The organism is Terrabacter sp. LjRoot27 (assembly GCF_964254175.1).
Lineage (GTDB): Bacteria > Actinomycetota > Actinomycetes > Actinomycetales > Dermatophilaceae > Terrabacter.
In genome coordinates this window covers 3,734,945-3,758,119 of record NZ_CAXUSS020000001.1, presented here as the reverse complement: position 1 = coordinate 3,758,119, position 23,175 = coordinate 3,734,945, and the positions used below count along the sequence as shown (strand labels likewise).

Below are 23,175 nucleotides of genomic sequence, written 5' to 3'. Positions count from 1 at the left end.
GCTCACCGCGAGCGACCGGGCACCGACGCCCGGGTGCCTCAGTCGCGCATGTGGTGGGCCTGGCGCACCGACGGCGAGAGCCGGTAGATCGCCTCGACGATGCCCGCGCCGACGGCACCGACGGCGAGCGACTGCCACACGAGCGGCAGCGGCGCGTCGAGGTTGAAGAAGGTGGCGGCGAACGGCCAGACGAACGCCGTGACGGCGAGCCCGACCATCGCGGCGACGAGGACGGCCTTCCACAGGCGGAAGGGACGGGCCAGCACGATGAGGATCCAGAAGAAGACCGTGAGCAGCGTGATCGTCGCGCCGCTGCCCGGCTGCCAGCACGCGACGTCGGCCACCGTCTTGGCGCCGGCCTCGACGGCGCACCGGCTCGAGAACTCGTCCGGCGGCACGCCGTAGCCGCTGCCGGCGAGCAGGTAGGACGTGATGACGGCGACGCCCGCGACGGCGCCGGACGGCACGGCGAAGCGCAGGATGCGTCCGAGGAAGCCGGAGAGGTAGCGGCGCTTGTTCGGGCCGAGGGCGAGGAAGAACGCCGGGATGCCGATGGTCACCGCCGACACGAGCGTCAGGTGCCGCGGCAGGAAGGGGAACGGCACGGCGATGACGGCGGCGGCGAGGATCGCGACGAGGCTCATCGCGTTCTTTGCGAGGAAGAGGTTGGCGACGCGCTCGACGTTGCCGATGACGCGGCGTCCCTCGGCGAGCACGTCGGGCAGGTGCGAGAACCTCCCGTCGAGCAGGACGAGCTCGGCGACCGCCTTGGTGGCCTGCGCACCGTTGCCCATGGCCACGCCGATGTCGGCGTCCTTGAGGGCGAGCGCGTCGTTGACGCCGTCACCGGTCATCGCGACGACGTGGCCGTCGGCCTGGAGCGCGTGCACGAAGGCCCGCTTCTGCTCCGGGGTGACGCGACCGAAGACCGTGTGCGTCGCGAGGGCCGCGCGCAGGGCGTCCTCGTCGTCGGGAAGCGTGCGCGCGTCGACGGGCTCGCCGACGTCGAGCCCGACGGTGCGGGCCACGGCGGCGACGGTGACGGGGTTGTCGCCCGAGATGACCTTGATGGCGACGCCCTGCTCGGCGAAGTAGTCGAGGGTCGCCTTCGCGTCGGGGCGCACCTGCTCGGTGAGCGTCACGAGGGCGGCCGGGGTGATGTCGGCCGGCAGCGTGGGGTCCGTGAGGTGCTCCTCGCTCCGGGCGAGCAGCACGACGCGCCGCCCGGAGTCGGCGAGCACGGCGACCTGCGCCCGGATCGCCTCGATGACCTCCGGCGGCGACGGCTGCGGGTCGGCGGCGAGCAGCACCTCCGGCGCGCCGAGCACCCACGTCGAGCGATCGGCGAAGCACGCCGCGCTCCACTTGCGCGAGGAGCTGAACGGGATCGTCTGCGTGCGCTCCCAGCCCGGCGCCTCGACGACGGCGGCCACGGCCGTCAGCGTGCCGTTGGCGTTCGGGTCGTCGGCGAGCGCGCCCAGTGCGCAGCGGATCTCGTCGGAGTCCTGGCCGTCGAGGGTGTGGGCGTCCTCGAAGACGATCTCGCCCGCCGTGAGCGTCCCCGTCTTGTCGAGGCACACGACGTCGACACGCGCCAGGCCCTCGACGGCCGGGAGCTGCTGCACGAGCACGTTGCGACGCGTCAGCTGGACCGCCGACAGGAGGAACGCGACCGACGTGAGGAGCACGAGACCCTCGGGCACGAGACCGACGACGCCGGCCGCCGACCGGATGACGACCTCGCGCCAGCCCTGGTCGCCGACGGTGCGCCACTGCGACCAGATGGCGATGGGCAGGGCGCCGACGATCACCCACGTGATATAGGTCAGCAGGGTGTTGATCGAGTCCTGGATCTCCGAGCGCGTGCGCGTGAACTTCCTTGCGTCAGCAGCGATCCGGTTGACGTACGCGGCGGCCCCGACCTGGCTCGCGTGGAAGCGGCCCGAGCCGGCGACGACGCTCGTGCCCGACATGATGTCGTCGCCCTCGCCGTGCGGGACGGGGTCGGACTCGCCGGTGAGGTTGGCCTCGTTGAGCTCGAGCCCGGCGCTCGCGATGAGCGTGCCGTCGGCAGGGACCTCGTCGCCCGTGCGCAGCTCGATGAGGTCGTCCTGCACCACCTCGGTCGTCGGCACGACCCGCACCTCGCCGTCGCGCACGACGCGCGTGGTCGGCGCGTTGAGCAGGGCGAGCCGGTCGAGCTTCCGCTTCGCGAGGTACTCCTGGACGATGCCGATGGCCGAGTTGACGACGAGGACGATCCCGAAGAGCCCGTCGGCGAACGAGCCCGCCACCATGACGAGGACGAAGAGCGCACCGAGGATCGCGTTGAAGCGCGTCAGCACGTTGGCGCGCACGATCTCGCCGATGGAGCGCGACGTCCGCTCGGTCAGCTCGTTGACGGCGCCACGCGAGACGCGTTCTGCCACCTCGGCGCTCGTCAGGCCGTCGGCCCGCGTCAGGGTCACCCCACCGGGTGTCGTGCCGTCCGTCGCCCCGTGTGTCGTCACCGGCCCATTGTCGTATGCCGGGTGCGCGAGTTCGAGGTGGGACGCGCGCTCGCGCGCCACGACGTCGGGACCGGGCCGGACGGCATACGCGGTCGGTGGACGCGCAGGTCGGCGCTGGGCGGACAAAAGTTACTGATCGGTCCTCGGACGGCGTCCGGGGCGCTTCTCGGATCGTGGGACGATGTGGGGCGTGACTGAGTCGATCCAACGTGCCCGCGCCACCACTGCCTCCTACTCGATCACGATGCGGATCCACGCGGGCACCGACCCGGCCGTCATCGGAGCGCTGGCCGTCAAGGTCGCCGAGAGCGGCGGCATCACGACGGCCCTCGACATCGTCGACTCGCACCCCGACCGTCTCGTCATCGACCTCACCTGCTCCGCCAGCAACGCCGAGCACTCGACCGAGGTCGTCGACGCCGTGGAGACGCTCGAGGGCGTCCGCGTCCACAAGGTGTCCGACCGCGTCTTCCTCATGCACCTCGGCGGCAAGATCTCCGTCGAGTCCAAGGTCAACCTCCGCAACCGCCAGGACCTCGCCATGGCCTACACGCCCGGCGTCGGTCGCGTGAGCCAGGCGCTCTTCGAGCACCCCGAGGACGTGCCGCGCCTGACGATCAAGGGCAACTCCGTCGCCGTCGTCACGGACGGCTCGGCCGTGCTCGGCCTCGGCAACATCGGCCCGATGGCGGCGCTGCCCGTCATGGAGGGCAAGGCGGCGCTCTTCAAGCGCTTCGCCGACATCGACGCGTGGCCGATCTGCATCGACACGACCGACGTCGACGAGATCGTGCGCACCGTCGAGCTCATCGCCCCCGGCTTCGGCGGCATCAACCTCGAGGACATCGCCGCGCCGCGCTGCTTCGAGGTCGAGGCCAAGCTGCGCGAGCGTCTCTCGATCCCCGTCTTCCACGACGACCAGCACGGCACGGCCATCGTCGTGCTCGCCGCCCTCAAGAACGCGCTGCGCTGCATCGACAAGAAGCTGCCCGACGCCCGCATCGTCGTCTCCGGTGGAGGCGCGGCCGGTTCCGCGATCGTCCAACTGCTGCTCGCGGCCGGCGCGGTCGACGTCACCGTCTCCGACCGCCCGGGCCTGCTCAACAAGGACGACGAGTCGCTGACCCCGGCGTGGCGCGAGCTCGCCGGCAAGACGAACCCGCGCGGCCTCACCGGCACCCTGCGCGACGGCCTCCAGGGCGCCGACGTCTTCATCGGCGTCAGCGCACCGCGCATCCTCCACCCGGAGTGGATCGACGAGATGGCCGACCAGCGCATCGTCTTCGCGCTCGCCAACCCCGACCCCGAGGTCGACATCTACGAGGCGACGCAGCGCGCCACCGTCGTCGCCTCGGGCCGCAGCGACTACCCGAACCAGATCAACAACGTGCTCGCGTTCCCCGGCGTCTTCCGCGGCCTGCTCGACGCCCGCGCGACCGACGTGACGACCGAGATGCTCATCAAGGCCGCCGACGCCATCGCCTCGGTCGTCACCGACGAGCAGCTCAACCCGAACTACATCATCCCGAGCGTCTTCCAGCCGGACATGAGCAAGACCGTCGCCAAGGCGATCGTCGACTGCGTGCCCAAGGCCCCCGCGAAGAGCATCCCGATGACCGGCGCCAACTGAGGAGCCAGCACACCGGATGACGAGCTCGACCCATCCCGGACAGCGGTACCCGCTCGACGGCCGCCGCGCCTGGGCGGTGTGGGCGGCCGCCATCTCGGTCTACGTCCTCGCCGTCTTCCACCGCACCTCGCTCGGGGTCGCCGGGCTCGAGGCCGCCGACCGCTTCGGCATCAGCAGCTCGCAGCTGTCGACCTTCACGATCGTCCAGGTCTTCGTCTACGCGGCGATGCAGCTGCCGGTCGGGGCGCTGCTCGACCGCTACGGCAGCAAGCGGATGCTCGGGGTCGGGCTCACCCTGCTGACGCTGGCCCAGTTCGGCTTCGCGTTCGTCCACGCCTTCCCGGCCGCGCTGCTCTGCCGGGTGCTGCTCGGCATGGGCGACGCCATGGTCTTCATCTCGGTGCTGCGGCTCGTCGCCTTGTGGTTCTCGCCCCGACGCACGCCGATGGTGACGCAGCTGACCGGTGTGCTCGGCCAGCTCGGGGCCTTCGCCGCCGCCGGGCCGCTCGCGGCCGCGCTCGACCACTTCGGCTGGACCCCGTCGTATGCCGTCGCGGCGTCGGTCGGCGTGCTCACCGGGGTCGCGCTCGTCGTCGTCGTCAAGGACAGCCCCTACGTCGACCACCACCGCGACGAGCTGAGGCTGAGGGCCATCGCGCGCACCCTGCGCGCCGCATGGCTCGTGCCCGGGACCCGGCTCGGGCTGTGGTCGCACTTCACGTCGCAGTTCGCCGCCAACATGTTCACGATGCTCTGGGGCTTCCCGTTCCTCGTCGCAGGACAAGGAGTCTCGGCGTCGACGGCCAGCGTGCTGCTCATGCTCATGGTCGTCACGACGGTCGTGTCGAGCCCCGTCATCGGCACGCTGACGATGCGCTACCCGTTCTCGCGCAGCACCCTCGTGCTGTGGATCGTCGCCGCCGCGATCGTCGCGTGGACGGTCGTGCTGCTCTGGCCGGGACGGGCGCCGGTCTGGATGCTCGTCGTCCTCGTCGTGCTCATCGCCATCGGCGGCCCCGGCTCGATGATCGGCTTCGACCTGGCCCGCACCTTCAACCCGCCGACCCGCATCGGCAGCGCGTCGGGGATCGTCAACACCGGTGGGTTCATCGCGACGCTGACGGCGGTGGCGCTCGTCGGTGTCGTCCTCGACCGGGTGGCACCCGCCGGACCCTCGACGTGGGACGTCGACGCCTTCCGGGTCGCCATGACGGTGCAGTACCCCGTGTGGGCGCTCGGGATCGTGCAGATCCTGCGCTACCGGCACAAGGCGAGGCGGGCCGCGCTCGAGGCCGACCCCGACGCGTACGCCGCCATGCAGGCCGGCCGCTCCGTCACCTTCCACTGACCCCGCCTCCAACCGTCGAGAGGCCACGTTCTGTGGGCGCTGACCCGTCGAGTGGCCACGCTGATCGGTCTAGCCTGCTCGGGAGGAGGAGCGATGGCGACGTGGGCGGACGTGGACACCCTGGCCGGGCGGCTGCCGGGTGCGGTGCTCGGGATCGCCCACGAGGGCTCGCCCGCCTGGCACGCCGGACGGCATACGTTCGCTCGTCTGCGCTGGGACGACGACGGGCGCGAGCTCGTCCAGGTGTGGACCGGGGAGATGGACACCGAGCAGGCGCTCGCCGACCGGCGCGACACGTTCGTGCGGGTCGACAGCTTCCGCTACCGCGTCACGATGTGGGCGCGTCTCGACCGCCTCGACCGACGGGAGCTGGCCGAGCTGCTGCTCGAGTCCTACGACATCCGCGGCGGTCGCCGTCGGCGCGGTGACACCGACCTCACCGACCTCCTGCGCTGAACCGTCGAAAGGCCACGAACCGGGTCTTCGCCCTGCGGGCGCGGCCCGGTTCGTGGCCTTTCGACGGGTGGAGGCGGTCGGGGTCAGGCGTCGCCGACGGTGAGGGCCTCGGCCTCGGTCCGCGACGTGACCTCCTCGGCGCCGTGCCCCGGCGCCTCGTCGAGTGCGCTGATGATCCGGCGGGCCGTGAGGAGCACTAGGACGGCCAGCACGACGGCGACCGAGCCGACCCAGAAGGGCAGGTGGATCGACTTCTCGCCGAGGTTGCCGGCGAGCCACGGGGCGACCGCTCCGCCGCTGAAGCGGACGAAGGAGTATGCCGCCGAGGCCACTGCGCGCGGGGCGGGGGAGACCTTCATGACCGTCTCGGTGATCAGGGTGTTGTTCACGCCGAGGAAGGCGCCGGCGAGGATGACGCCGACGACGAGGACGGTCTTGTTCTCGGTCCAGAGCGCCATGGCCGCGAGGATGACGGCGAAGCCGAGCAGTGCACCGACGATGCCGGCCATCGTGCCGAAGCGGCGCTGGACCATCGGGGCGACGAAGACCGACGTGATGGCGAGCAGGACGCCCCAGCCGAAGAAGATGAACCCGATCTCGTGCGCGCCCATGGCGAGCGGGAACGGCGTGAAGGCGAGCAGCGTGAAGAAGCCGAAGTTGTAGAGCAGCGCCGTGATGCCCACGGTGAGCAGGCCGCGGTGGCCCAGGGCGCGCAGGGGCGCCGTGATCGTCGTCGGGTTCTCGGCCGGCGGGGTCTTCGGCAGCGTCGTCAGGGTCGCGATGAAGGCGACGGCCATGAGGACGGCGACGCCGTAGAACGGCCAGCGCCACGAGATCCCGCCGAGCCAGCCGCCGAGCAGCGGGCCGGTCGCGATGCCCACACCGAGGGCGGCCTCGTAGAGGATGATCGCCTGCTTGACCGAGCCGGAGGCCGCATTGACGATCGTCGCGAGGGCCGTCGCGATGAAGAGGGCGTTGCCGAGGCCCCACAGGGCGCGGAAGGCGACGATGCCGCCGACGGTGTCCTGGCTCCCGGCGAAGGCCGCTCCGACGATGATGAGCGCGAGGCCGAGCAGCAGGGTGCGCTTCGCGCCGACGCGGCTGCTGACCCAGCCGGTGCCGAGCATCGCGATGCCCATGACGGCGAGGTAGCTCGTGAAGAGGAGCGAGACCTGTGACGGTCCGGCGCCGAGCTCGTCGGCGATCGGCTTGAGGATGGGGTCGACGAGGCCGATGCCCATGAAGGAGATCACGCAGGCGAAGGCGATCGACCAGACGGTCTTGGGTTGGCGCCACATGGTGGTGGTCATCCGTCCTTTCGGGTGGGGTGCGGGACAGGGGCGTCCGCCGCCGCGGCGAGCAGCTCGTCCATGACGTCGATGGCGACCTGGACGCGGGCGAGCGCCGGGCCGTCGAGCTGGTCGAGGGCGGGGGACAGGACGGCCAGTCGGGCCCGGCGCACGCTCTCGAGCGCGGCGAGGCCCTCGTCGCTGAGGGAGATCACGGTGGCGCGCGCGTCGTCCGGGTCGGACGCGCGGTGCACCCAGCCGGACGCCTCGAGGCGCTGGAGCTGGGTCGTGATCGTCGGCTGGCTGCTGTGATCGGCGGCCGCGAGGGCGCTGACGCGGGAAGGCCCCAGCTCGTCCAGCAGGGCGAGCAGCCGGGCCTGCGCGAAGGGCACGTCGAACGACGCGTGCCGGCTGGCCCAGCGCGAGAGTCGCGCGGCCGAGCGCAGCAGGTCGTTGCCCAGGGAGGTCGGTTCGGTCACTCGCCCCAACTTACATAGACAACCTATGCATATCAAGTCCAGACGTCATCGCCGTGGGGCGGGGCGCTCACTCGAGTGGGGGGGGCGGGCGCCGGGTGGCTCAGGACCTGGTGGTTCAGGTGAGCTGGCGCAGCACGCCGTCCGCGACGTCGGACAGGTGGTCGAGGTCGGACAGGTCGAGGACCTGGAGGTAGACCCGCTCGGCCCCGACCGCCTCGAACGCCGCGAGCTTCTCGACGACCTCGTCGGGGGAGCCGGCGAGGCCGTTGTCGCGCAGCTCGTCGAGGTCGCGACCGATGGCGCCGGCCCGGCGTCGCAGCGTCGCGTCGTCACTGCCCACGCAGACGACCTGCGCCGCCGAGCACCTCAGCGAGCCGGGCTCCCGACCCGCCTCGCGAGCCACCCCACGGACCCGCTCGAAGAGCCGGCCCGCGTCGGTGGCCGACACGAACGGCGCGTTGAACTCGGCGGCATACCTCACGGCGAGCGCCGGCGTGCGCCGCTTGCCGCCGCCACCGATGATGATCGGCACGCCACCGGCCTGCACCGGCTTGGCGAGGGCGGGGGAGTCGACGACGGGGTAGTGGGTTCCCTTGTGGCTGAAGGTCTTCCCGGCCTCGGTGGTCCAGAGTCCGGTGATGACCGCGAGCTGCTCCTCGAGGCGGTCGAAGCGCTCGCCGAGCGGCGGGAAGGGGATGCCGTATGCCGTGTGCTCGGCCTCGAACCAGCCCGCGCCGAGTCCCAGCTCCACCCGTCCACCACTCATCTGGTCGACGCCGGCGACCTGGATCGCGAGCGGGCCGGGCAGGCGGAAGGTCGCGGACGTGACGAGCGTGCCGAGGCGGATCGTCGAGGTCTCACGCGCCAGGCCGGCGAGCGTGGTCCAGGCGTCGGTCGGTCCGGCTCCGCCGTCCCCGCCCATGGCGAGGTAGTGGTCGGAGCGGAAGAAGCCGCTGAAACCGAGGTCCTCGGCGGCGCGGGCGACGGCGAGCAGGTCGCCGTAGGTGGCGCCCTGTTGGGGCTCGGTGAAGAGGTGCAGGTCGACGGTCATGTCCCTGCAACGACGCGTCAGCCGCGAACAATCCCGTCGACGACGACCTCGAGCATGGGCCGCACGTCGAGGTCGGTGTGGCTCGTGTCGGCGACGCTCGCGACGCCGCTGACGAGGCGCATGACGTTGGCGGCGTCGACGCCCGGGCGCAGGTCGCCATCCTCGGCGAGGTGGTCGATGACGCGGCGGTTGGCGTCGCCCATGACGCGGCACTTGCGGTACATCGGGGACGCGGGGTCGTCCATGGCGGCGCAGATCTTGCTGGCCGCGCCACGGTGCAGCGTGATGTGGTCGATGAAGTGCTCGAACCAGCCGAGCAGCATCTCCCGTGCCGGTAGGCCGGTGGCGATGGCGGCATCGGCGTCGGCGGACACGCGGTCGGTCCAGTCCTGCATGAGCGCGTCGACGAGCGCCTCACGGGTGGGGAAGTGGCGGTAGAGCGTGCCCGGGCCGACCCCGGCCCGCTTGGCGATCTCGTCGAGCGAGGAGTCGGTGCCGCGCTCGGTGAAGACGATCCGGGCGGTCGCGAGGATCTTGTCGTAGTTGCGCCTCGCGTCGGCACGCATCGGGCGGGGTGATTTCCCGTCGCTCTCCTGAGCGGGTGCGTCGGCTGGGTTCCCTTGGCTGCCAACGATTTCCGGCGACGGATCGAGCGTCGCCTTGCCGGTTCCGGCAGGCGTCACGAGAAATCCTCCTTGCAAAAACGGAGACAGTCTCCGTATGGTGGTCCAAGCAGAACCGGAGTGGTTCTCCGCTAATCGTAGCGCCGATCGTCGTCACAGAGGAGTCCGGCACCCATGACCACCACGATCCAGCCCACCCGACAGGCCCGTCGCGTCCACCTGTCGCACCTCGCCACCACGCACCGCGCGCCGCTCGTGCCCCGGGGCACCCACGGAGCCGAGGGCTCCCACGGCACGCAGGGTGCCGGCGCCGGCGAGCGCCGCCGCCGCACCCGCGCCACCTCCTTCACCCCCATGGCCCGCGACCTCACCGACGAGAGCTCGCGCCACCCGTCCTCGCACCACGAATCCTGAGGTCAGAGATGTCGACCACCACCACCGCACCATCCGTCACCCGACAACCCCAGCGCTCCACAGCCGAGCGTGCCGCCCGTCGCGGCGCCATCGGCCTCGGCGTCGTCCTCGTCGCCCAGCTGATGCTCGTGCTCGACGCCACCGTCGTGAACGTCGCGCTCCCGCACATCCAGACCGACCTCGGGTTCACCCCCGCCGGCCTCTCCTGGGTGCTCAACGCCTACACCCTCGCCTTCGGCGGTCTGCTGCTCCTCGGCGGCCGTCTCGGCGACGTCTTCGGCCGACTGCGCAGCTTCGAGATCGGCCTCGCGATCTTCACCGTCGCGAGCCTCCTCGGTGGCCTCGCCACGTCGCCCGCCTGGCTCATCGCCGCGCGCACCCTCCAGGGCGTCGGCGCCGCGCTCGCCGCACCGAGCGTCCTCGCCCTCGTGACGACGAGCGCCCCGAACGAGGCAGCCCGCAACCGCGGACTCGCCCTCTTCACGGCCGTCTCGTCGGCCGGCGCGTCCATCGGCCTGCTCCTCGGCGGCATCCTCACCGACTTCGTCAGCTGGCACTGGACCCTCTTCGTCAACGTGCCCATCGGCGCCGTCGTGCTCGTGCTCGCCCGCCGCTTCGTCACCGAGACGCCCCGAGTCCGCGGGCGCTTCGACGTCGTCGGAGCGGTCACCGCCACGCTCGGCTCGGTCTCGGTCGTCCACGGATTCATCAGCGCCGCCGACCGTGGGTGGACGGCGCCGCTGACGCTCGCGTCGTTCGTCGTGGGACTCGCCCTGCTCGCGCTCTTCGTGCGCACCGAGAGCCGGGTCAGCTCGCCCCTGCTGCCGCTCGCCCTCGTCCGCAACCGCACGCGCGGCGGAGCCCTCGTGCTCATGGCGCTCGTCGTCGGCGCGCAGTTCTCGACGTTCTTCCTCGTGACGCAGTACCTCCAGCTCGTCCTCGGCTTCAGCCCGGTCGCGACCGGCGCCGCGTTCCTCCCGCTCAGCCTCGCGATCTTCGCGACGTCGCGGGTCAGCGCCCGCCTCGTCGCCAAGGTCGGGCCGCGGCCGATGCTCCTCGTGGGCACGCTGGGGCTCACGGCGAGCTTCGTGTGGCTGAGCACCATGTCGACGACGAGCACGTATGCCGCCCACCTCCTCGGTGCGCTCGTGCTCAACGGCGTCTCCGCCGCTCTCGTCTTCATGCCGGTCACGGTCGTCGTCCTCGGCGGCGTCGACCGCGCCCAGGCCGGCACGGTCTCCGGGCTGCTCCAGACCGCGCAGCAGCTCGGTGGCGCCGTGGGCCTCGCCGCGATCGTCAGCGTCTACGCGTCGCAGGCGGTCCCCGGCCAGCTCGTGCCGGGCGTCGAGCCGGCGTTCCTCACGTCGGCGACCTTCACCCTCGTGGCGCTGCTCGTCGCGGCGTTCGTGCTCCGTCCCCGCCCGGCGCCGGCCGTGGCGGCGCCGGCCGAGCCCTCGCGCGAGACGGCCGCCGTGCCCGCCGCGGCCCCGGCGGAGGGTGCCGAGGCGAGCTGACGGCCCGCTCGGCGTGAAACGGCGCATGGTGCTGCGTCCGGCGGGGTCATCACCCCACCGGACGCAGCACCATCTGCGGCCTCATCGAGCGGGAGGCCCGTCGAGCCCGCAGCCACGCCCCGACGGACCGCGGGCGCTGCCGGAAGACGACGCGACCCCCGCGGCCCGGCTGGGCTGCGGGGGTCGGGCACACGGCATACGCCGGCGCGAAGCCGAGGGGAGCGGCAGGCTCAGTGGCCCTGCGGCATCGCCCAGCGGGCGGTCGAGGTGCCCTGTTCCTTGGCGCGCTCGAAGGCCTCGCCGATGATCTTCTCGGCGGCCTCCCGGTTGCCCCAGTCGGAGCCCTCGACGTGCTTGCCGGGCTCGAGGTCCTTGTAGCGCTCGAAGAAGTGCTGGATCTCCTTGAGCGTGAACTCGTTGACGTCGCTGATGTCCTGGACGTCGACGTTGCGCGGGTCGACGGGCACGCACAGCACCTTGTCGTCGCCGCCGGCCTCGTCGGTCATGTGGAAGACACCGATCGGGCGGGCCTCGACGACGACACCGGGGAAGACCGGCTCGGGCAGCAGCACGAGAGCGTCCAGGGGGTCGCCGTCCTCGCCGAGCGAGTCCTCGATGTAGCCGTAGTCGGCGGGGTAGGCCATCGGCGTGAAGAGGTAGCGGTCGAGACGGATCCGACCGGTCTCGTGGTCGACCTCGTACTTGTTGCGCTGTCCGCGCGGGATCTCGATGGTGACGTCGAACTCCACGTCTTCCCCTTCTTCACGGTCTTCGGGTGCTGTCTCGGGTGCGGCTCGGGTGCCGGAGCACCCGTCGGCGGCTGACAGAATCGTCCGCGACAGTGTGTCAGCAAGGGCGGTCTCTGCGCGAAACAGCGCGAAACAGCGACGGACGACGGACAGGGGGTGACGCGCCATGGCGCACGAGACGCAGCCGGGGCGACGCGGTCCCCGCCTCACCTACGGCATGGCCGCGGCGTGGTCGGTCGTCGCGATCCTGCTCGGGTATGCCGTCCTCGACGTCGCCGACGCCGCGCCCGGCGCGCTGACGGTCCAGCCGCTGCCGCCGCCCCCGCCCACCGAGACGGTCGCGACGCGGACGCTGCCCTCGGTCCCGCAGCCGACCCTGTCGACCTCGGTCGCGCCGCCGCTGCCCTCGCTGGCCGGCGACACCGCCGCCCCCACGGCCGCGGGCATCGAGCAGGCCCTCGCCTCGGTGCGCGCCCTGCCGGCGCTGCGCGACTCGGCCCTCGTCGTGCGCGACGGGCAGACCGGGGAGGTCCTGCTCGACCAGGGCGGCGACGAGCTGCGCATCCCGGCCTCGACGACCAAGCTGCTCTCCGCCGCGGCCATCGGCCAGACCTTCGCGCCCGACGAGACGCTGCGCACCGTCGTGCGCGAGGGTGACACGCCCGACGAGATCGTCCTCGTCGCCGGCGGCGACTCTCTGCTGGGCCCCGGCAAGGGCGACCCCGACGCGGTCGCGGGCCGCGCCGGCCTGCGTGACCTCGCCGAGCAGGTCGCCACGGCCCTCAAGGCCCGCGGCACCACCGACGTCACGCTCTACGTCGACGAGACGTATGCCGCCGGGCCGACGACGGCGCCGACGTGGGCCTCGACCTTCCGCAGCTCCGGCATCACCGGCGCCGTGGCGATGCTCGGGCTGTCGACGCAGCGGGCTCGCGGCGGGGCGCCCGGCCCGGCCGACCCCGTCGCCTCCACCCGGGCGGCCTTCGCCCGGCAGCTCGAGGCGCGCGGGGTCGACGTGACGCTGGCCGCGCGCGGTCAGGCTCCGGGGGTCCCCGGCTCGCCGATGCCGACGCCTGGCACCACCGGCGGGCCGTCCGCCACATCGTCCGAGGGGGCGACGGCGTCCGACGGAGCGACGGCGTCGGACGGGGCGACGGCCGCCGACGGTGCGCCGTCACCGACCGCCGCGACCGGCACGCCGACCGCGCCGGCGAGCGGCCCGGGTTCGGTCCTGGGCAGCGTCGAGTCCGCGCCGGTGCGCGAGCAGCTGGCCCTGGCTCTCACCGACAGCGACAACGCGCTCACCGAGATCCTCGCCCGACAGGCGGCCTACCGCTCGGGCGCCGGCACCGACTTCGCTGGGGTCGGCGCGTGGGTCGTCTCGCAGGTGGCGGCCCTCGGCCTCGACACGACCGGCGTGACCCTCTCGGACGCGAGCGGTCTCTCCCGCGAGAACCGCGTCCGAGCCTCGCTCCTGTCCGACGTGCTCGTGCTCGGCTACGACGGGAAGCACGCCGTGCTGCGGCGGGCCCTCGACGGCCTCCCGATCGGTGGGCTCACCGGCACCCTGGCGGACCGGTTCACCGGCGCCCAGCACGACGCGGCAGGCCGTGCCCGGGCCAAGACGGGCACCCTGACCGGCGCCAACGCGCTCGCCGGGAGCGTCGTCGACGACGACGGTCGGCTCCTCGTGTTCGTGGGTATGGTCGCCGGAGTGGGAACCAACGACGCGCGAGCGGCGTTGGACCGTTTTGTAGCGGCGATCGCCTCGTGCGGGTGCCGCTGACGGGCCGGTGGGCCGCTCGGGGTCCTGGTGCACGACGGTGGTCGTGACCTCTCCGTGTGGCCGGCTGGGCCTCCCAGACACCTCGCGCGACGTCGACACCGTCACGGCACCGAAAGGGCTGGCATGACCGACACGACCCTCCCGACCCCCGTGGACGCCGGACGTCCCGATGGCTCGGGGGGTGGTGCACCGGCCGCGTCCGTCGACTACGAGTTCGCCAAGCGGACCGGACGGGCGATCGTGAACCCGGGTCCCCAGGTCTCGAGCGACGAGGCCGCGGCCATCGTCGCCGACCTGCGCGCGGCCGCCGCGTCCGCCGTGGCGCCGGTCGCCGAGACGAGTGCGCTGACGGCGCCCGCCGACGCGCCGGCACCCCTCGTCGTCGACCGCGCCGGCTGGATCAGCGCCAACGTCGACTCGTTCAGGTCGATGCTCGACCCCGTCGTCGACAAGCTCAACGCGACGAAGAAGTCGTCGACGAGCGCGACCGCCGCGGCGATCGGCGGCAAGGTCACCGGCGCCGAGATGGGCGGGCTGCTCGCCTTCCTGTCGAGCAAGGTGCTCGGGCAGTACGACCTCGCCCCCGGCGGCACGCCCCGGCTGCTCCTCGTCGCCCCCAACATCGTCGCCACCGAGCGACGTCTCGAGGTCGACCCCACCGACTTCCGGCGCTGGGTCGCGATGCACGAGGAGACGCACCGGGTGCAGTTCACCGCGGTGCCCTGGCTGCGCGACCACATGGTCTCCCGCACCCAGGCTCTCGCCGTCGACCTCGCGCCGACCCCCGAGGACCTCTCCAAGCGCTTCGAGCAGCTGACGAAGAACCTCCCCGAGGTGTTCAGCTCCGGCGAGGGCATCGGCCAGCTCTTCGCGACCCCCGAGCAGAAGGCTCGCATCGCCGAGCTCACCGCCGTCATGTCCCTGCTCGAGGGCCACGCCGACGTCGTCATGGACGCCGTCGGGCCCCAGGTGATCCCGAGCGTCAGCGAGATCCGCCGCAAGTTCGACGAGCGCCGCAGCGGCTCGGTCGGCATCGACCGCCTGCTGCGCAAGCTCCTCGGCCTCGAGGCCAAGATGCGCCAGTACCGCGACGGTGCCGTCTTCGTGCGGGCCGTCACCGACCAGGTGGGCCGCGACGGATTCAACGCCGTGTGGACCTCACCCGAGACGCTCCCGCGAGCGGCCGAGATCGTCGATCCGGACGCCTGGGTGCGTCGGGTCCACGGCTGAGCGATGCGAGGTCCCGCAGACATGCCCGGTCCCGACCCCGCCGTCGCCGCCACCCGGCTCGCGGTGCGTGAGCACCTCGCCGACGTCCCCGAGGGCGGTGTCGTCCTCGTGGCCTGCTCGGGCGGTCCCGACTCCGTGGCGCTCGCCGCCGCGCTGGCCTTCGAGGCACCGCGCTCCGGCGTGCGCGCCGGCGCCGTCGTCGTCGACCACCGCCTCCAGGAGCGCTCCGCCGAGGTCGCCGAGGAGGCTGCCGCGCTGTGCCGCGAGATCGGCCTCGACCCCGTCGAGGTCGTCCGTGCCGACGTGCGCACGAGCGGCGCCGGCCTCGAGGCCGACGCCCGGTCGGCCCGCTACGCCGCCATCGAGGCGGCCGCCGACCGCGTCGGCGCCACCATGGTGCTCATCGGTCACACCCGTGACGACCAGGCCGAGCAGGTGCTGCTCGGGCTGTCCCGCGGGTCGGGCGCGCGCTCGCTCAGCGGTATGCCGGTGCGCCGCGACCGCTTCGTCCGTCCCCTCCTCGCCCTGCCGCGCGCCACGACGCTCGCCGCCTGCGCGGCCTACGGCATCAGCCCGTGGGACGACCCCCACAACAGCGACGACTCGTTCCGCCGGGTCCGTGCCCGCCGCCTGCTCGCGACCCTCGAGTCGGACCTCGGCCCCGGCTTCGGGGCAGCGCTCGCCCGCAGCGCCGACCTGCTGCGCGAGGACGCCGACTACCTCGAGAGCCTGGCCGTCCGGGCCCGCGCCGACCTGCCGACCGGCCCCGGCGGTGAGGGCGTCGACCTCGACGCGCTCGCCGCCCTGCCGCGGGCGATCCGCACGCGCGTCTGGCGGCTGCTGGCCGCCGAGGCCGGCGCACCGCTCGCCGACGTCAGCGCCGCCCACGTCGAGTCGCTCGACGCGCTCCTCACCTCGTGGCACGGCCAGGGCCCGCTCCACGTGCCGGGCGGCATCGCCGTCGCGCGCACCGGTGGGGCCATCGTCTTCAGCCCGCTGCGGCAGACCGCCAACGCCTGAGCGGGGTCCGAGCCAGAGGGCCCCCACGTCACGATCCGACGGTTTGGGGGCCGTGGCGCGCGAAAGTGGGTCCGGACGCCCCACGACCCGACGCTTTGAGGGCCGTGGCGCGCGAAAGTGGGTCCGGACGCCCCACCGCCCGACGGTTTGGGGGCCGTGGCGTGCGCGACCACGGCGTCGTCGTGACGGAGCAGACGGCATACGCCCGCCTGGAGGAGTGGCTCGGGCGGCTGCTCGGCTGAGCCGGCGCGGCCCGCCTCCCCGGCGGGGACGGCACCCGCCCGCGTGCGGTTGAATGGACCCGCCCCGCACGACCCTGCACCACCCCCGCAACGCACTGAGGAGCCTTCGTGGACCACGAGCACATGGGAGATGACCTGGCCAAGGTCCTGCTCACCGAGGAGCAGATCCAGACCCGCCTCTCCGAGCTCGCCGCCGACATCTGGAGGGACTACGAGGGCAAGGAGTTCCTCCTCGTCGGAGTCCTCAAGGGTGCCGTCGTCGTCATGGCCGACCTCATGCGAGCCCTGCCCGGCACCGCGCCGATGGACTGGATGGCGGTCTCGTCCTACGGCTCCGGCACCAAGTCGTCCGGCGTCGTGCGCATCCTCAAGGACCTCGACACCGACATCAGCGGCCGTCACGTGCTCATCGTCGAGGACATCATCGACTCCGGCCTGACGCTCTCGTGGATCAAGTCCAACCTCGAGTCGCGCAAGCCGGCCTCGGTCGAGATCTGCACGCTGCTGCGCAAGCCCGACGTCGTCAAGGTCGACATCCCGGTCAAGTACGTCGGCTTCGACATCCCCAACGAGTTCGTCGTCGGCTACGGCCTCGACTACGCCGAGAAGTACCGCAACCTGCGCTGCGTCGGCACCCTGGCCCCGCACGTCTACGCCTGAGGGCGAGGGCCACCGGTGACCTTCTCGATCGTCGCCCGGCAGGGTGACGCGCACGGCATCGCCGTCGCGAGCAAGTTCCTCGCCGTCGGGGCGGTCGTCCCGGCCGCCCGTCTCGGCGTGGGCGCGGTCGCGACGCAGTCCTTCGCCCGCGTCGCCTACCTCGACGAGCTGCTCGGGCGCCTCGCTGACGGCGAGCCCGCCGACGAGGCGCTCTCCGCGGCGACGGCGCTCGACGAGGGTCGCGAGACCCGCCAGGTCGGCGTCGTCGGGCTCGCCTCGGCCGCGACCTTCACGGGCTCGGAGTGCAACGACTGGGCCGGCGGCGTCGCACGCGACGACGGCGACACGGCTTACGCCATCCAGGGCAACATCCTCACCGGGCCCGAGGTCGTCGAGGCCATGGAGCGCGCGTGGCACGACACGGCGGGGGAGCCGCTCGCGCGCCGCCTGCTCGCCGCGCTCGTGGCCGGCGACGCCGCCGGTGGCGACTCGCGCGGTCGCCAGAGCGCAGCCATGTATGCCGTCGAGCCGGGTTCCGGCTACGACGCGTGCGGGGTGCTCGCCGACCTGCGCGTCGACGACCACGCCGACCCGGTGACCGAGCTGGGGCGCCTGCTCTCGGACTGGGAGATGTACTTCGGCAAGCCCGAGGACGTCGCGCCGCTCGAGGGCGAGCTCGCCGACGAGGTGCGCGGGCGGCTGGCTCGGGCCGGGTTCACCGACGCCGACGTCGCGACGGCTCTCGCCGACTGGGCGGGCAACGCGAACTACGAGGCGCGCCTCAGCCCCGACGGCATCGACCGCCGGGTCCTCGAGGCCCTCCGCGCCGCCACCGACTGACCCCACGCTGCGCGACCCCACGCTGCGCGACCCCACGCTGCGCGACCGAACGCCGCGTTCGACCTCGAACGCACCGTCAGAACACTGAGTTCGGCACCGAACGCGGCGTTCGGTGGGGAGCTCGGGGGCTCAGAGCTTGCCGGCCAGGCGGAGGAGGTACTCGCGGCGGTGCAGCGGGTCGAGGTCGGTGCGTGACCGCGTCGGCGGCGGACCCACGACGGGGCGGTAGCCGTCGAACGCCGTCACGAGGTCGCCGAGCCCGCTCGTGAGGCCGGGCACGCGCTGCTGCAGCTCGTGCAGGCGCTCCGCCGGCACCTCGCCCCGCAGCCGCGTCACCGGTCCGAGCACCGTCGTCTCGCGCGGCGTCGCCCGCACGTGCCCGAGCATCGTCAGGGCCGCGCCGAGCACGTCGCTCGGCAGCTCGAGGTCGAAGCGGTGCACCGGCTCCTCGACCGCGGTGCCCGCGAGGCGCAGCGCCTCCATGAGCACGAGCGGCGTCAGGGCGCGGAAGTCGCCGGCCGTGCTCGACATCGACGCGTCGAACTTCTGGTGCATGTGGCTCTGCCGCGGCCAGTAGCCCGAGTGCGTCATCGTGACGACGCAGTCCGTGACCAGCCACCCGTGCAGCCCCTGGCCGAGCGTCGCGCGGACGGTGTCCTCGACGGCGGTGAAGAACGACGCCGGCATCGAGCCGAGCTCCACCTCGAGCGCGACGCGCACGCCGCTCCCCGGCGGTCCGGGGTCGACGCGCAGCCCGACGGTCGCGAGGAACGGGTTCGGCGCCACGTCGATGACCTCGAACGCGGCCCCCGACCCGGTGACGCGCTCGCGGCAGATGACCGTCGTCGTGCTGAAGCTCGCCGCCACGGCGTACTCCGCCACGAGCGTCGCGCCGATGACCTCCTTCTGCACCTCTCCGTAGAGCGACACGTGGGTCTCGCCGCGCACCTCGTCGTGCCGCAGGTCGATGAGCGGGTCCTGCTCCGCGAGCCGGGTCAGCGCCGTGTGCAGCAGCGCGCGCTCGGCGGGGTCGCGCGCCTCGACGACGGTCTCGAGCGTCGGCGGCGAGAACTCGTGGACGAGCGGCCTGGCCAGCGCGACGTCGCCGACGAGGTCGCCGATGCGGGCCCGCTCGAGGCCGACGACCCGCGCGATGCGTCCGGCGGGCACCCGCGCCACCCGCCGCACCGCGCCCCGCGCGTGCACCGAGAGCCCGGTGACCCGCTCCTCGCGGCACCGCACGTCGTCGTCGCCGGGGACCGACGGCGTATGCCGTGTGCCCCGGTTGGTGCCCATCGTGCCCACCGTGCCCACCGTCCGACCGTCGTGGACGACCACCCGGTCGCGCACGGCCAGCGAGCCGGAGGTGACGCTGACGAGGGCGGCCTTCTCGCCGGCGTCGCCGCGCTGGATCGCGAAGACGGTGGCCGCGAGGGGTGCCTCGGGGTCGGGGGTCCTCGCCGGCAGCAGGTCCGGCAGGGCCCGGGCGAGGTCCTCGACCCCGACTCCGGTCATCGCCGAGCCGAGGAGGACGGGGCACGCGAGTCCTCGGCGCGTCTGCTCGTCGAGAACTGCACTCAGCCGGTTCCCGTCGATGCGGTGCGGCGCGTCGACCCAGTCGGCGAGCAGGCGGTCGTCGGCCCGGCTCAGGGCCTCGACGAGGCGCTCCCGGGCCGGCTCCGTCCCGTCGAGGTCGCTCGTGGCGCCGTCCGCGAGCCCGAGGACCGCGAGCCCGTCCGGGACGACCGTGGCGCCGCGGGTGCCCTCGTCGACGACCCGGCCGAGCGGCACCGGCGTGACTGCGAGCCGCTCGACGACCTCGCGCATGACCTCGTCGGTGCGGGCGCCGGTGCGGTCGACCTTGTTGACGAAGAGCACGGTCGGGATCCGCAGGCGCTTCAGGGCCCGCATGAGGACGCGGGTCTGGGCCTGCACGCCCTCGACGGCCGAGACGACGAGCACGGCTCCGTCGAGCACGGCGAGCGAGCGCTCGACCTCCGCGATGAAGTCCGAGTGGCCGGGCGTGTCGACGAGGTTGACGGTGACCGGGTCGTCCGGCTCGCCGAGCTCGAAGGAGACCACGGCGGCCTTGATCGTGATCCCGCGGGCGCGCTCGAGAGCGAGGGTGTCGGTCTGCGTGCTGCCGTCGTCGACGCTGCCGAGCTCGGCGATGACGCCGGCGTGCAGCAGCAGGCGCTCGGTCAGGCTCGTCTTGCCCGCGTCAACGTGCGCGAGGATCCCGAGACCGAGGGTGCGTCCGGGACGCACGGGTGGGGTGGGTGGGGTGTCCACGGTGCTCCATGTCCTGTGCGTGGGTGTGGGTGACCTGCTCGGGTGACATGAAGCTGCGGCGCATCCCGGTGCCCTCTCTCCTCGGCCGTGCCTGACGTCGACGGGACCGTCGACGTCCCCAGTGCAGCAAGGCGGGGGAGCGAGCGGCAACCGGTTTTGGGCCGGGAGCCCGGCACGCGGCATACGCGCGCGGTGCGTCCGCCCACCGGCGGGACGTCGAACCCTGCGTGGGCTGGTTGGTCATGGGTCCGCTGCATGCGGAACACTGGTAGTTCGCCGGACGTTGTGCCGGTGGACAAACTCACCGGACGAGCAGGAGGACCGGGGCCCCACAGGCCCCGCACGTACATGGACGCTAAGCGGATTCTGCGCACACCACTGTTGTGGATCTTGGTCCTCATCAGCGCGCTCGTCTTCGGCATGATGTTCTCCGAGTCCGGCCCGCCCCGGATCGACACCTCGGCTGCCATGAAGCAGATCACCGACGGCAACGTCGAGTCGGCCAAGCTGCTCAACAACGAGCGCATGGAGCTGACCCTCAAGACGCCCTACACCTCGCCCGACGGCACCGTGAAGGACGCGAAGTCGGTCTACGCCTACTACGTCGATGCCCGCGGCACCGACGTCGTCGAGGCGCTCAACGCCAAGCCGCCGACGAAGGGCGTCGACGACCAGATCGACGAGCCCAGCTGGTTCGGCTCGCTCCTCTTCTCGATCCTGCCGATCATCATCATCCTCGGCCTCTTCTGGTTCCTCATGGGCCAGATGCAGGGCGGCGGCAACCGCGTCATGCAGTTCGGCAAGTCACGCGCCAAGCTCGCCACCAAGGACACCCCGAAGGTCACCTTCGCCGACGTCGCCGGCTGCGACGAGGCCATCGAGGAGCTCGAGGAGATCAAGGAGTTCCTCCAGGAGCCCGCGAAGTTCCTCGCCGTCGGCGCCAAGATCCCCAAGGGCGTGCTGCTCTACGGGCAGCCCGGTACCGGCAAGACGCTGCTGGCCCGCGCCGTCGCGGGTGAGGCGGGCGTGCCGTTCTACTCGATCTCCGGATCCGACTTCGTCGAGATGTTCGTCGGTGTCGGCGCGAGCCGCGTCCGCGACCTCTTCGAGCAGGCCAAGGCCAACGCCCCCGCCATCGTCTTCGTCGACGAGATCGACGCCGTCGGACGCCACCGTGGTGCCGGCATGGGCGGCGGGCACGACGAGCGCGAGCAGACCCTCAACCAGCTCCTCGTCGAGATGGACGGCTTCGACGTCAAGACCAACGTCATCCTCATCGCGGCGACCAACCGTCCGGACATCCTCGACCCGGCGCTGCTGCGTCCGGGCCGCTTCGACCGCCAGATCGCCGTCGACGCGCCCGACATGATCGGCCGCCACCGCATCCTCGAGGTGCACGCCCAGGGCAAGCCCGTCACGGCCGACGTCGACCTGCTGGCCGTGGCCCGCCGCACGCCCGGCTTCACCGGTGCCGACCTCGCCAACGTGCTCAACGAGGCCGCGCTGCTGACCGCCCGCAGCGACAAGAAGGTCATCGACAACGAGGCCCTCGACGAGGCCATCGACCGCGTCATCGCCGGACCGCAGAAGCGCACCCGCATCATGTCGGCCAAGGAGCGCAAGATCACGGCCTACCACGAGGGTGGTCACGCCCTCGTCGCCGCGGCGCTCAACCACACCGACCCCGTCACGAAGGTGACGATCCTCCCGCGTGGTCGTGCCCTCGGCTACACGATGGTCATGCCGCTGGACGACAAGTACTCCACGACCCGCAACGAGATCCTCGACCAGCTCGCGTACGCCCTCGGCGGGCGCGTCGCCGAGGAGATCGTCTTCCACGAGCCGACGACGGGCGCGAGCAACGACATCGAGAAGGCCACGGGCATGGCCCGCAAGATGGTCACCGAGTTCGGCATGTCCGAGCGCGTCGGAGCCATCAAGCTCGGCCAGAGCACCGGTGAGGTCTTCCTCGGTCGCGACATGGGCCACCAGCGCGACTACTCCGAGGACGTCGCCCGCATCGTCGACGAGGAGGTCCGCTCGCTCATCGACACGGCCCACGACGAGGCCTACGCCGCGCTCAACGCCAACCGCGACCTGCTCGACCACCTCGTCCTCGAGCTGCTCGAGAAGGAGACGCTCAACGTCCACGAGCTCGCCGAGCTCTTCAAGCCGGTCGTCAAGCAGCCGGCCCGCCCGACCTGGCTCTCGTCCCAGACCCGTCAGCTCAGCGACCGCCCGCCGGTCCTGACACCGGCCGAGATCGCCGCCCAGAACGGCTCCGGCCAGAACGGCCACCTGCCGCCGCCGGTGCCGGCCGACAAGGTCATCAAGGACAAGATCGACGAGGCTGCCGCCGTCGGGGCGCACCCCCTCGCCGAGGAGCACCCCGCGGAGCGTGTCATCGAGGTGCCGGACGACCGTCCGGTCAACCCCGACGAGAAGGGCTGAGGCGTGGCGATCGACCAGCCGCGCGCCGAGGCGGCCGTGCGGGAGCTGCTCCTCGCCATCGGTGAGGACCCCGACCGTGAGGGTCTGCTCGACACCCCGGGCCGGGTGGCCCGCTCGTTCTCCGAGATCTACGCCGGGCTCGACATGACGGCGGCCGACGTGCTCGGCACGACGTTCGAGATCGACCACCAGGAGCTCGTCATCGTGCGGGACATCGAGCTCTACAGCACGTGTGAGCACCACCTCGTGCCCTTCCACGGGGTGGCGCACGTCGGCTACATCCCGAGCAAGGACGGCCGGGTCACCGGGCTGTCCAAGCTCGCCCGGCTCGTCGAGGTCTTCGCCCGCCGCCCCCAGGTGCAGGAGCGGCTCACGTCTCAGATCGCCGACGCGCTCGTCGAGCACCTCGACGTGCAGGGCGTCATCGTCGTGGTCCAGGCCGAGCACCTCTGCATGTCGATGCGAGGCATCCGCAAGCCCGGCGCGAGCACCATCACCTCGGCGGTGCGCGGCCAGCTGCGCGACCCGGCCACTCGAGCAGAGGCCATGGCGCTCATGCTCGAGGGCAACAAGTGACCGACGGCCCGACAC

Annotated in this window: 19 protein-coding genes; 12 read left to right on the top strand and 7 right to left on the bottom strand. The window is 72.3% G+C overall.

Annotated elements, in window-relative coordinates; genetic code table 11:
• Positions 1 to 38 precede the first annotated feature (38 nt).
• Complete coding sequence (locus tag ACSQ2D_RS17330; protein ID WP_435987165.1) at positions 39 to 2,510, bottom strand: HAD-IC family P-type ATPase; 2,472 nt, start codon at positions 2,508 to 2,510, stop codon at positions 39 to 41.
• Between the two features lie 181 nt (positions 2,511 to 2,691).
• On the opposite strand from ACSQ2D_RS17330, the gene ACSQ2D_RS17325 reads away from it, so the two are divergent.
• The 3 genes from ACSQ2D_RS17325 to ACSQ2D_RS17315 all read left to right on the top strand — a co-directional run bounded on the left by ACSQ2D_RS17325 (position 2,692) and on the right by ACSQ2D_RS17315 (position 5,944).
• On the top strand, positions 2,692 to 4,140 hold the full coding sequence (locus ACSQ2D_RS17325) for an NAD-dependent malic enzyme (RefSeq protein WP_435987164.1): 1,449 nt from the start codon (positions 2,692 to 2,694) through the stop codon (positions 4,138 to 4,140).
• A 16-nt stretch (positions 4,141 to 4,156) separates the two neighbouring features.
• Entirely contained in the window at positions 4,157 to 5,488 is a 1,332-nt protein-coding gene (locus ACSQ2D_RS17320) for an MFS transporter (RefSeq protein WP_435987163.1), read from the top strand.
• 93 nt (positions 5,489 to 5,581) lie between these two features.
• Positions 5,582 to 5,944 (top strand): hypothetical protein, encoded by a 363-nt coding sequence (locus tag ACSQ2D_RS17315; protein ID WP_435987162.1) that lies wholly within the window; start codon positions 5,582 to 5,584, stop codon positions 5,942 to 5,944.
• An 83-nt stretch (positions 5,945 to 6,027) separates the two neighbouring features.
• On the opposite strand, the gene ACSQ2D_RS17310 is transcribed toward ACSQ2D_RS17315, so the two are convergent.
• The 4 genes from ACSQ2D_RS17310 to ACSQ2D_RS17295 form a co-directional block, all read right to left on the bottom strand.
• Positions 6,028 to 7,254, bottom strand: a complete 1,227-nt coding sequence (locus ACSQ2D_RS17310) for an MFS transporter (RefSeq protein WP_435987161.1) — start codon at positions 7,252 to 7,254, stop codon at positions 6,028 to 6,030.
• Complete coding sequence (locus ACSQ2D_RS17305; RefSeq protein ID WP_435987160.1) at positions 7,251 to 7,712, bottom strand: MarR family winged helix-turn-helix transcriptional regulator; 462 nt, start codon at positions 7,710 to 7,712, stop codon at positions 7,251 to 7,253. Before ACSQ2D_RS17305 ends, ACSQ2D_RS17310 begins: the two co-directional genes overlap by 4 nt.
• A 115-nt stretch (positions 7,713 to 7,827) precedes the next feature.
• Positions 7,828 to 8,763, bottom strand: a complete 936-nt coding sequence (locus ACSQ2D_RS17300; protein ID WP_435987159.1) for an LLM class F420-dependent oxidoreductase — start codon at positions 8,761 to 8,763, stop codon at positions 7,828 to 7,830.
• Positions 8,764 to 8,780: 17 nt separating this feature from the next.
• Entirely contained in the window at positions 8,781 to 9,329 is a 549-nt protein-coding gene (locus tag ACSQ2D_RS17295) for a TetR/AcrR family transcriptional regulator (protein WP_435987158.1), read from the bottom strand.
• Between the two features lie 231 nt (positions 9,330 to 9,560).
• Here ACSQ2D_RS17295 and ACSQ2D_RS17290 point away from each other — a divergent pair, with 231 nt between their 5' ends.
• Both ACSQ2D_RS17290 and ACSQ2D_RS17285 read left to right on the top strand, forming a co-directional pair.
• Entirely contained in the window at positions 9,561 to 9,800 is a 240-nt protein-coding gene (locus ACSQ2D_RS17290) for a hypothetical protein (RefSeq protein ID WP_435987157.1), read from the top strand.
• Between the two features lie 8 nt (positions 9,801 to 9,808).
• Positions 9,809 to 11,314 carry an MFS transporter gene (locus ACSQ2D_RS17285; RefSeq protein WP_435987156.1) on the top strand — a complete coding sequence of 502 codons (1,506 nt, stop codon included), beginning with the start codon at positions 9,809 to 9,811 and terminating at the stop codon, positions 11,312 to 11,314.
• A gap of 230 nt (positions 11,315 to 11,544) precedes the next feature.
• Here ACSQ2D_RS17285 and ACSQ2D_RS17280 read toward each other — a convergent pair whose 3' ends face one another.
• Positions 11,545 to 12,063: an inorganic diphosphatase gene (locus tag ACSQ2D_RS17280; RefSeq protein ID WP_435987155.1), complete on the bottom strand. Its 519-nt coding sequence runs from the start codon at positions 12,061 to 12,063 to the stop codon at positions 11,545 to 11,547.
• Positions 12,064 to 12,229: 166 nt separating this feature from the next.
• Between ACSQ2D_RS17280 and ACSQ2D_RS17275 the strand changes: the two genes are divergently transcribed.
• From ACSQ2D_RS17275 to ACSQ2D_RS17255, 5 genes are all read left to right on the top strand, one after another.
• Entirely contained in the window at positions 12,230 to 13,849 is a 1,620-nt protein-coding gene (locus tag ACSQ2D_RS17275) for a D-alanyl-D-alanine carboxypeptidase/D-alanyl-D-alanine-endopeptidase (protein ID WP_435987154.1), read from the top strand.
• A gap of 123 nt (positions 13,850 to 13,972) precedes the next feature.
• The gene (locus ACSQ2D_RS17270; RefSeq protein WP_435987153.1) at positions 13,973 to 15,079 is read left to right on the top strand and encodes a zinc-dependent metalloprotease; all 1,107 of its coding nucleotides are present in this window, start codon (positions 13,973 to 13,975) and stop codon (positions 15,077 to 15,079) included.
• 21 nt (positions 15,080 to 15,100) lie between these two features.
• The gene (gene tilS / locus ACSQ2D_RS17265) at positions 15,101 to 16,099 is read left to right on the top strand and encodes a tRNA lysidine(34) synthetase TilS (RefSeq protein WP_435987152.1); all 999 of its coding nucleotides are present in this window, start codon (positions 15,101 to 15,103) and stop codon (positions 16,097 to 16,099) included.
• Between the two features lie 350 nt (positions 16,100 to 16,449).
• Positions 16,450 to 17,001, top strand: coding sequence for a hypoxanthine phosphoribosyltransferase (gene hpt / locus ACSQ2D_RS17260; RefSeq protein WP_020145118.1), 552 nt, complete (start codon positions 16,450 to 16,452; stop codon positions 16,999 to 17,001).
• Between the two features lie 15 nt (positions 17,002 to 17,016).
• On the top strand, positions 17,017 to 17,841 hold the full coding sequence (locus tag ACSQ2D_RS17255) for a DUF1028 domain-containing protein (protein ID WP_435987151.1): 825 nt from the start codon (positions 17,017 to 17,019) through the stop codon (positions 17,839 to 17,841).
• A gap of 129 nt (positions 17,842 to 17,970) precedes the next feature.
• Here the strand turns inward: ACSQ2D_RS17255 and ACSQ2D_RS17250 are convergent, their stop codons facing one another.
• Positions 17,971 to 20,109, bottom strand: a complete 2,139-nt coding sequence (locus ACSQ2D_RS17250) for a GTP-binding protein (protein WP_435987871.1) — start codon at positions 20,107 to 20,109, stop codon at positions 17,971 to 17,973.
• Between the two features lie 372 nt (positions 20,110 to 20,481).
• Here ACSQ2D_RS17250 and ftsH point away from each other — a divergent pair, with 372 nt between their 5' ends.
• Together ftsH and folE are read left to right on the top strand one after the other, a co-directional pair.
• Positions 20,482 to 22,584, top strand: a complete 2,103-nt coding sequence (gene ftsH, locus ACSQ2D_RS17245; RefSeq protein ID WP_435987150.1) for an ATP-dependent zinc metalloprotease FtsH — start codon at positions 20,482 to 20,484, stop codon at positions 22,582 to 22,584.
• A gap of 3 nt (positions 22,585 to 22,587) precedes the next feature.
• The gene (gene folE / locus ACSQ2D_RS17240; protein ID WP_435987149.1) at positions 22,588 to 23,160 is read left to right on the top strand and encodes a GTP cyclohydrolase I FolE; all 573 of its coding nucleotides are present in this window, start codon (positions 22,588 to 22,590) and stop codon (positions 23,158 to 23,160) included.
• Positions 23,161 to 23,175: the final 15 nt, after the last annotated feature.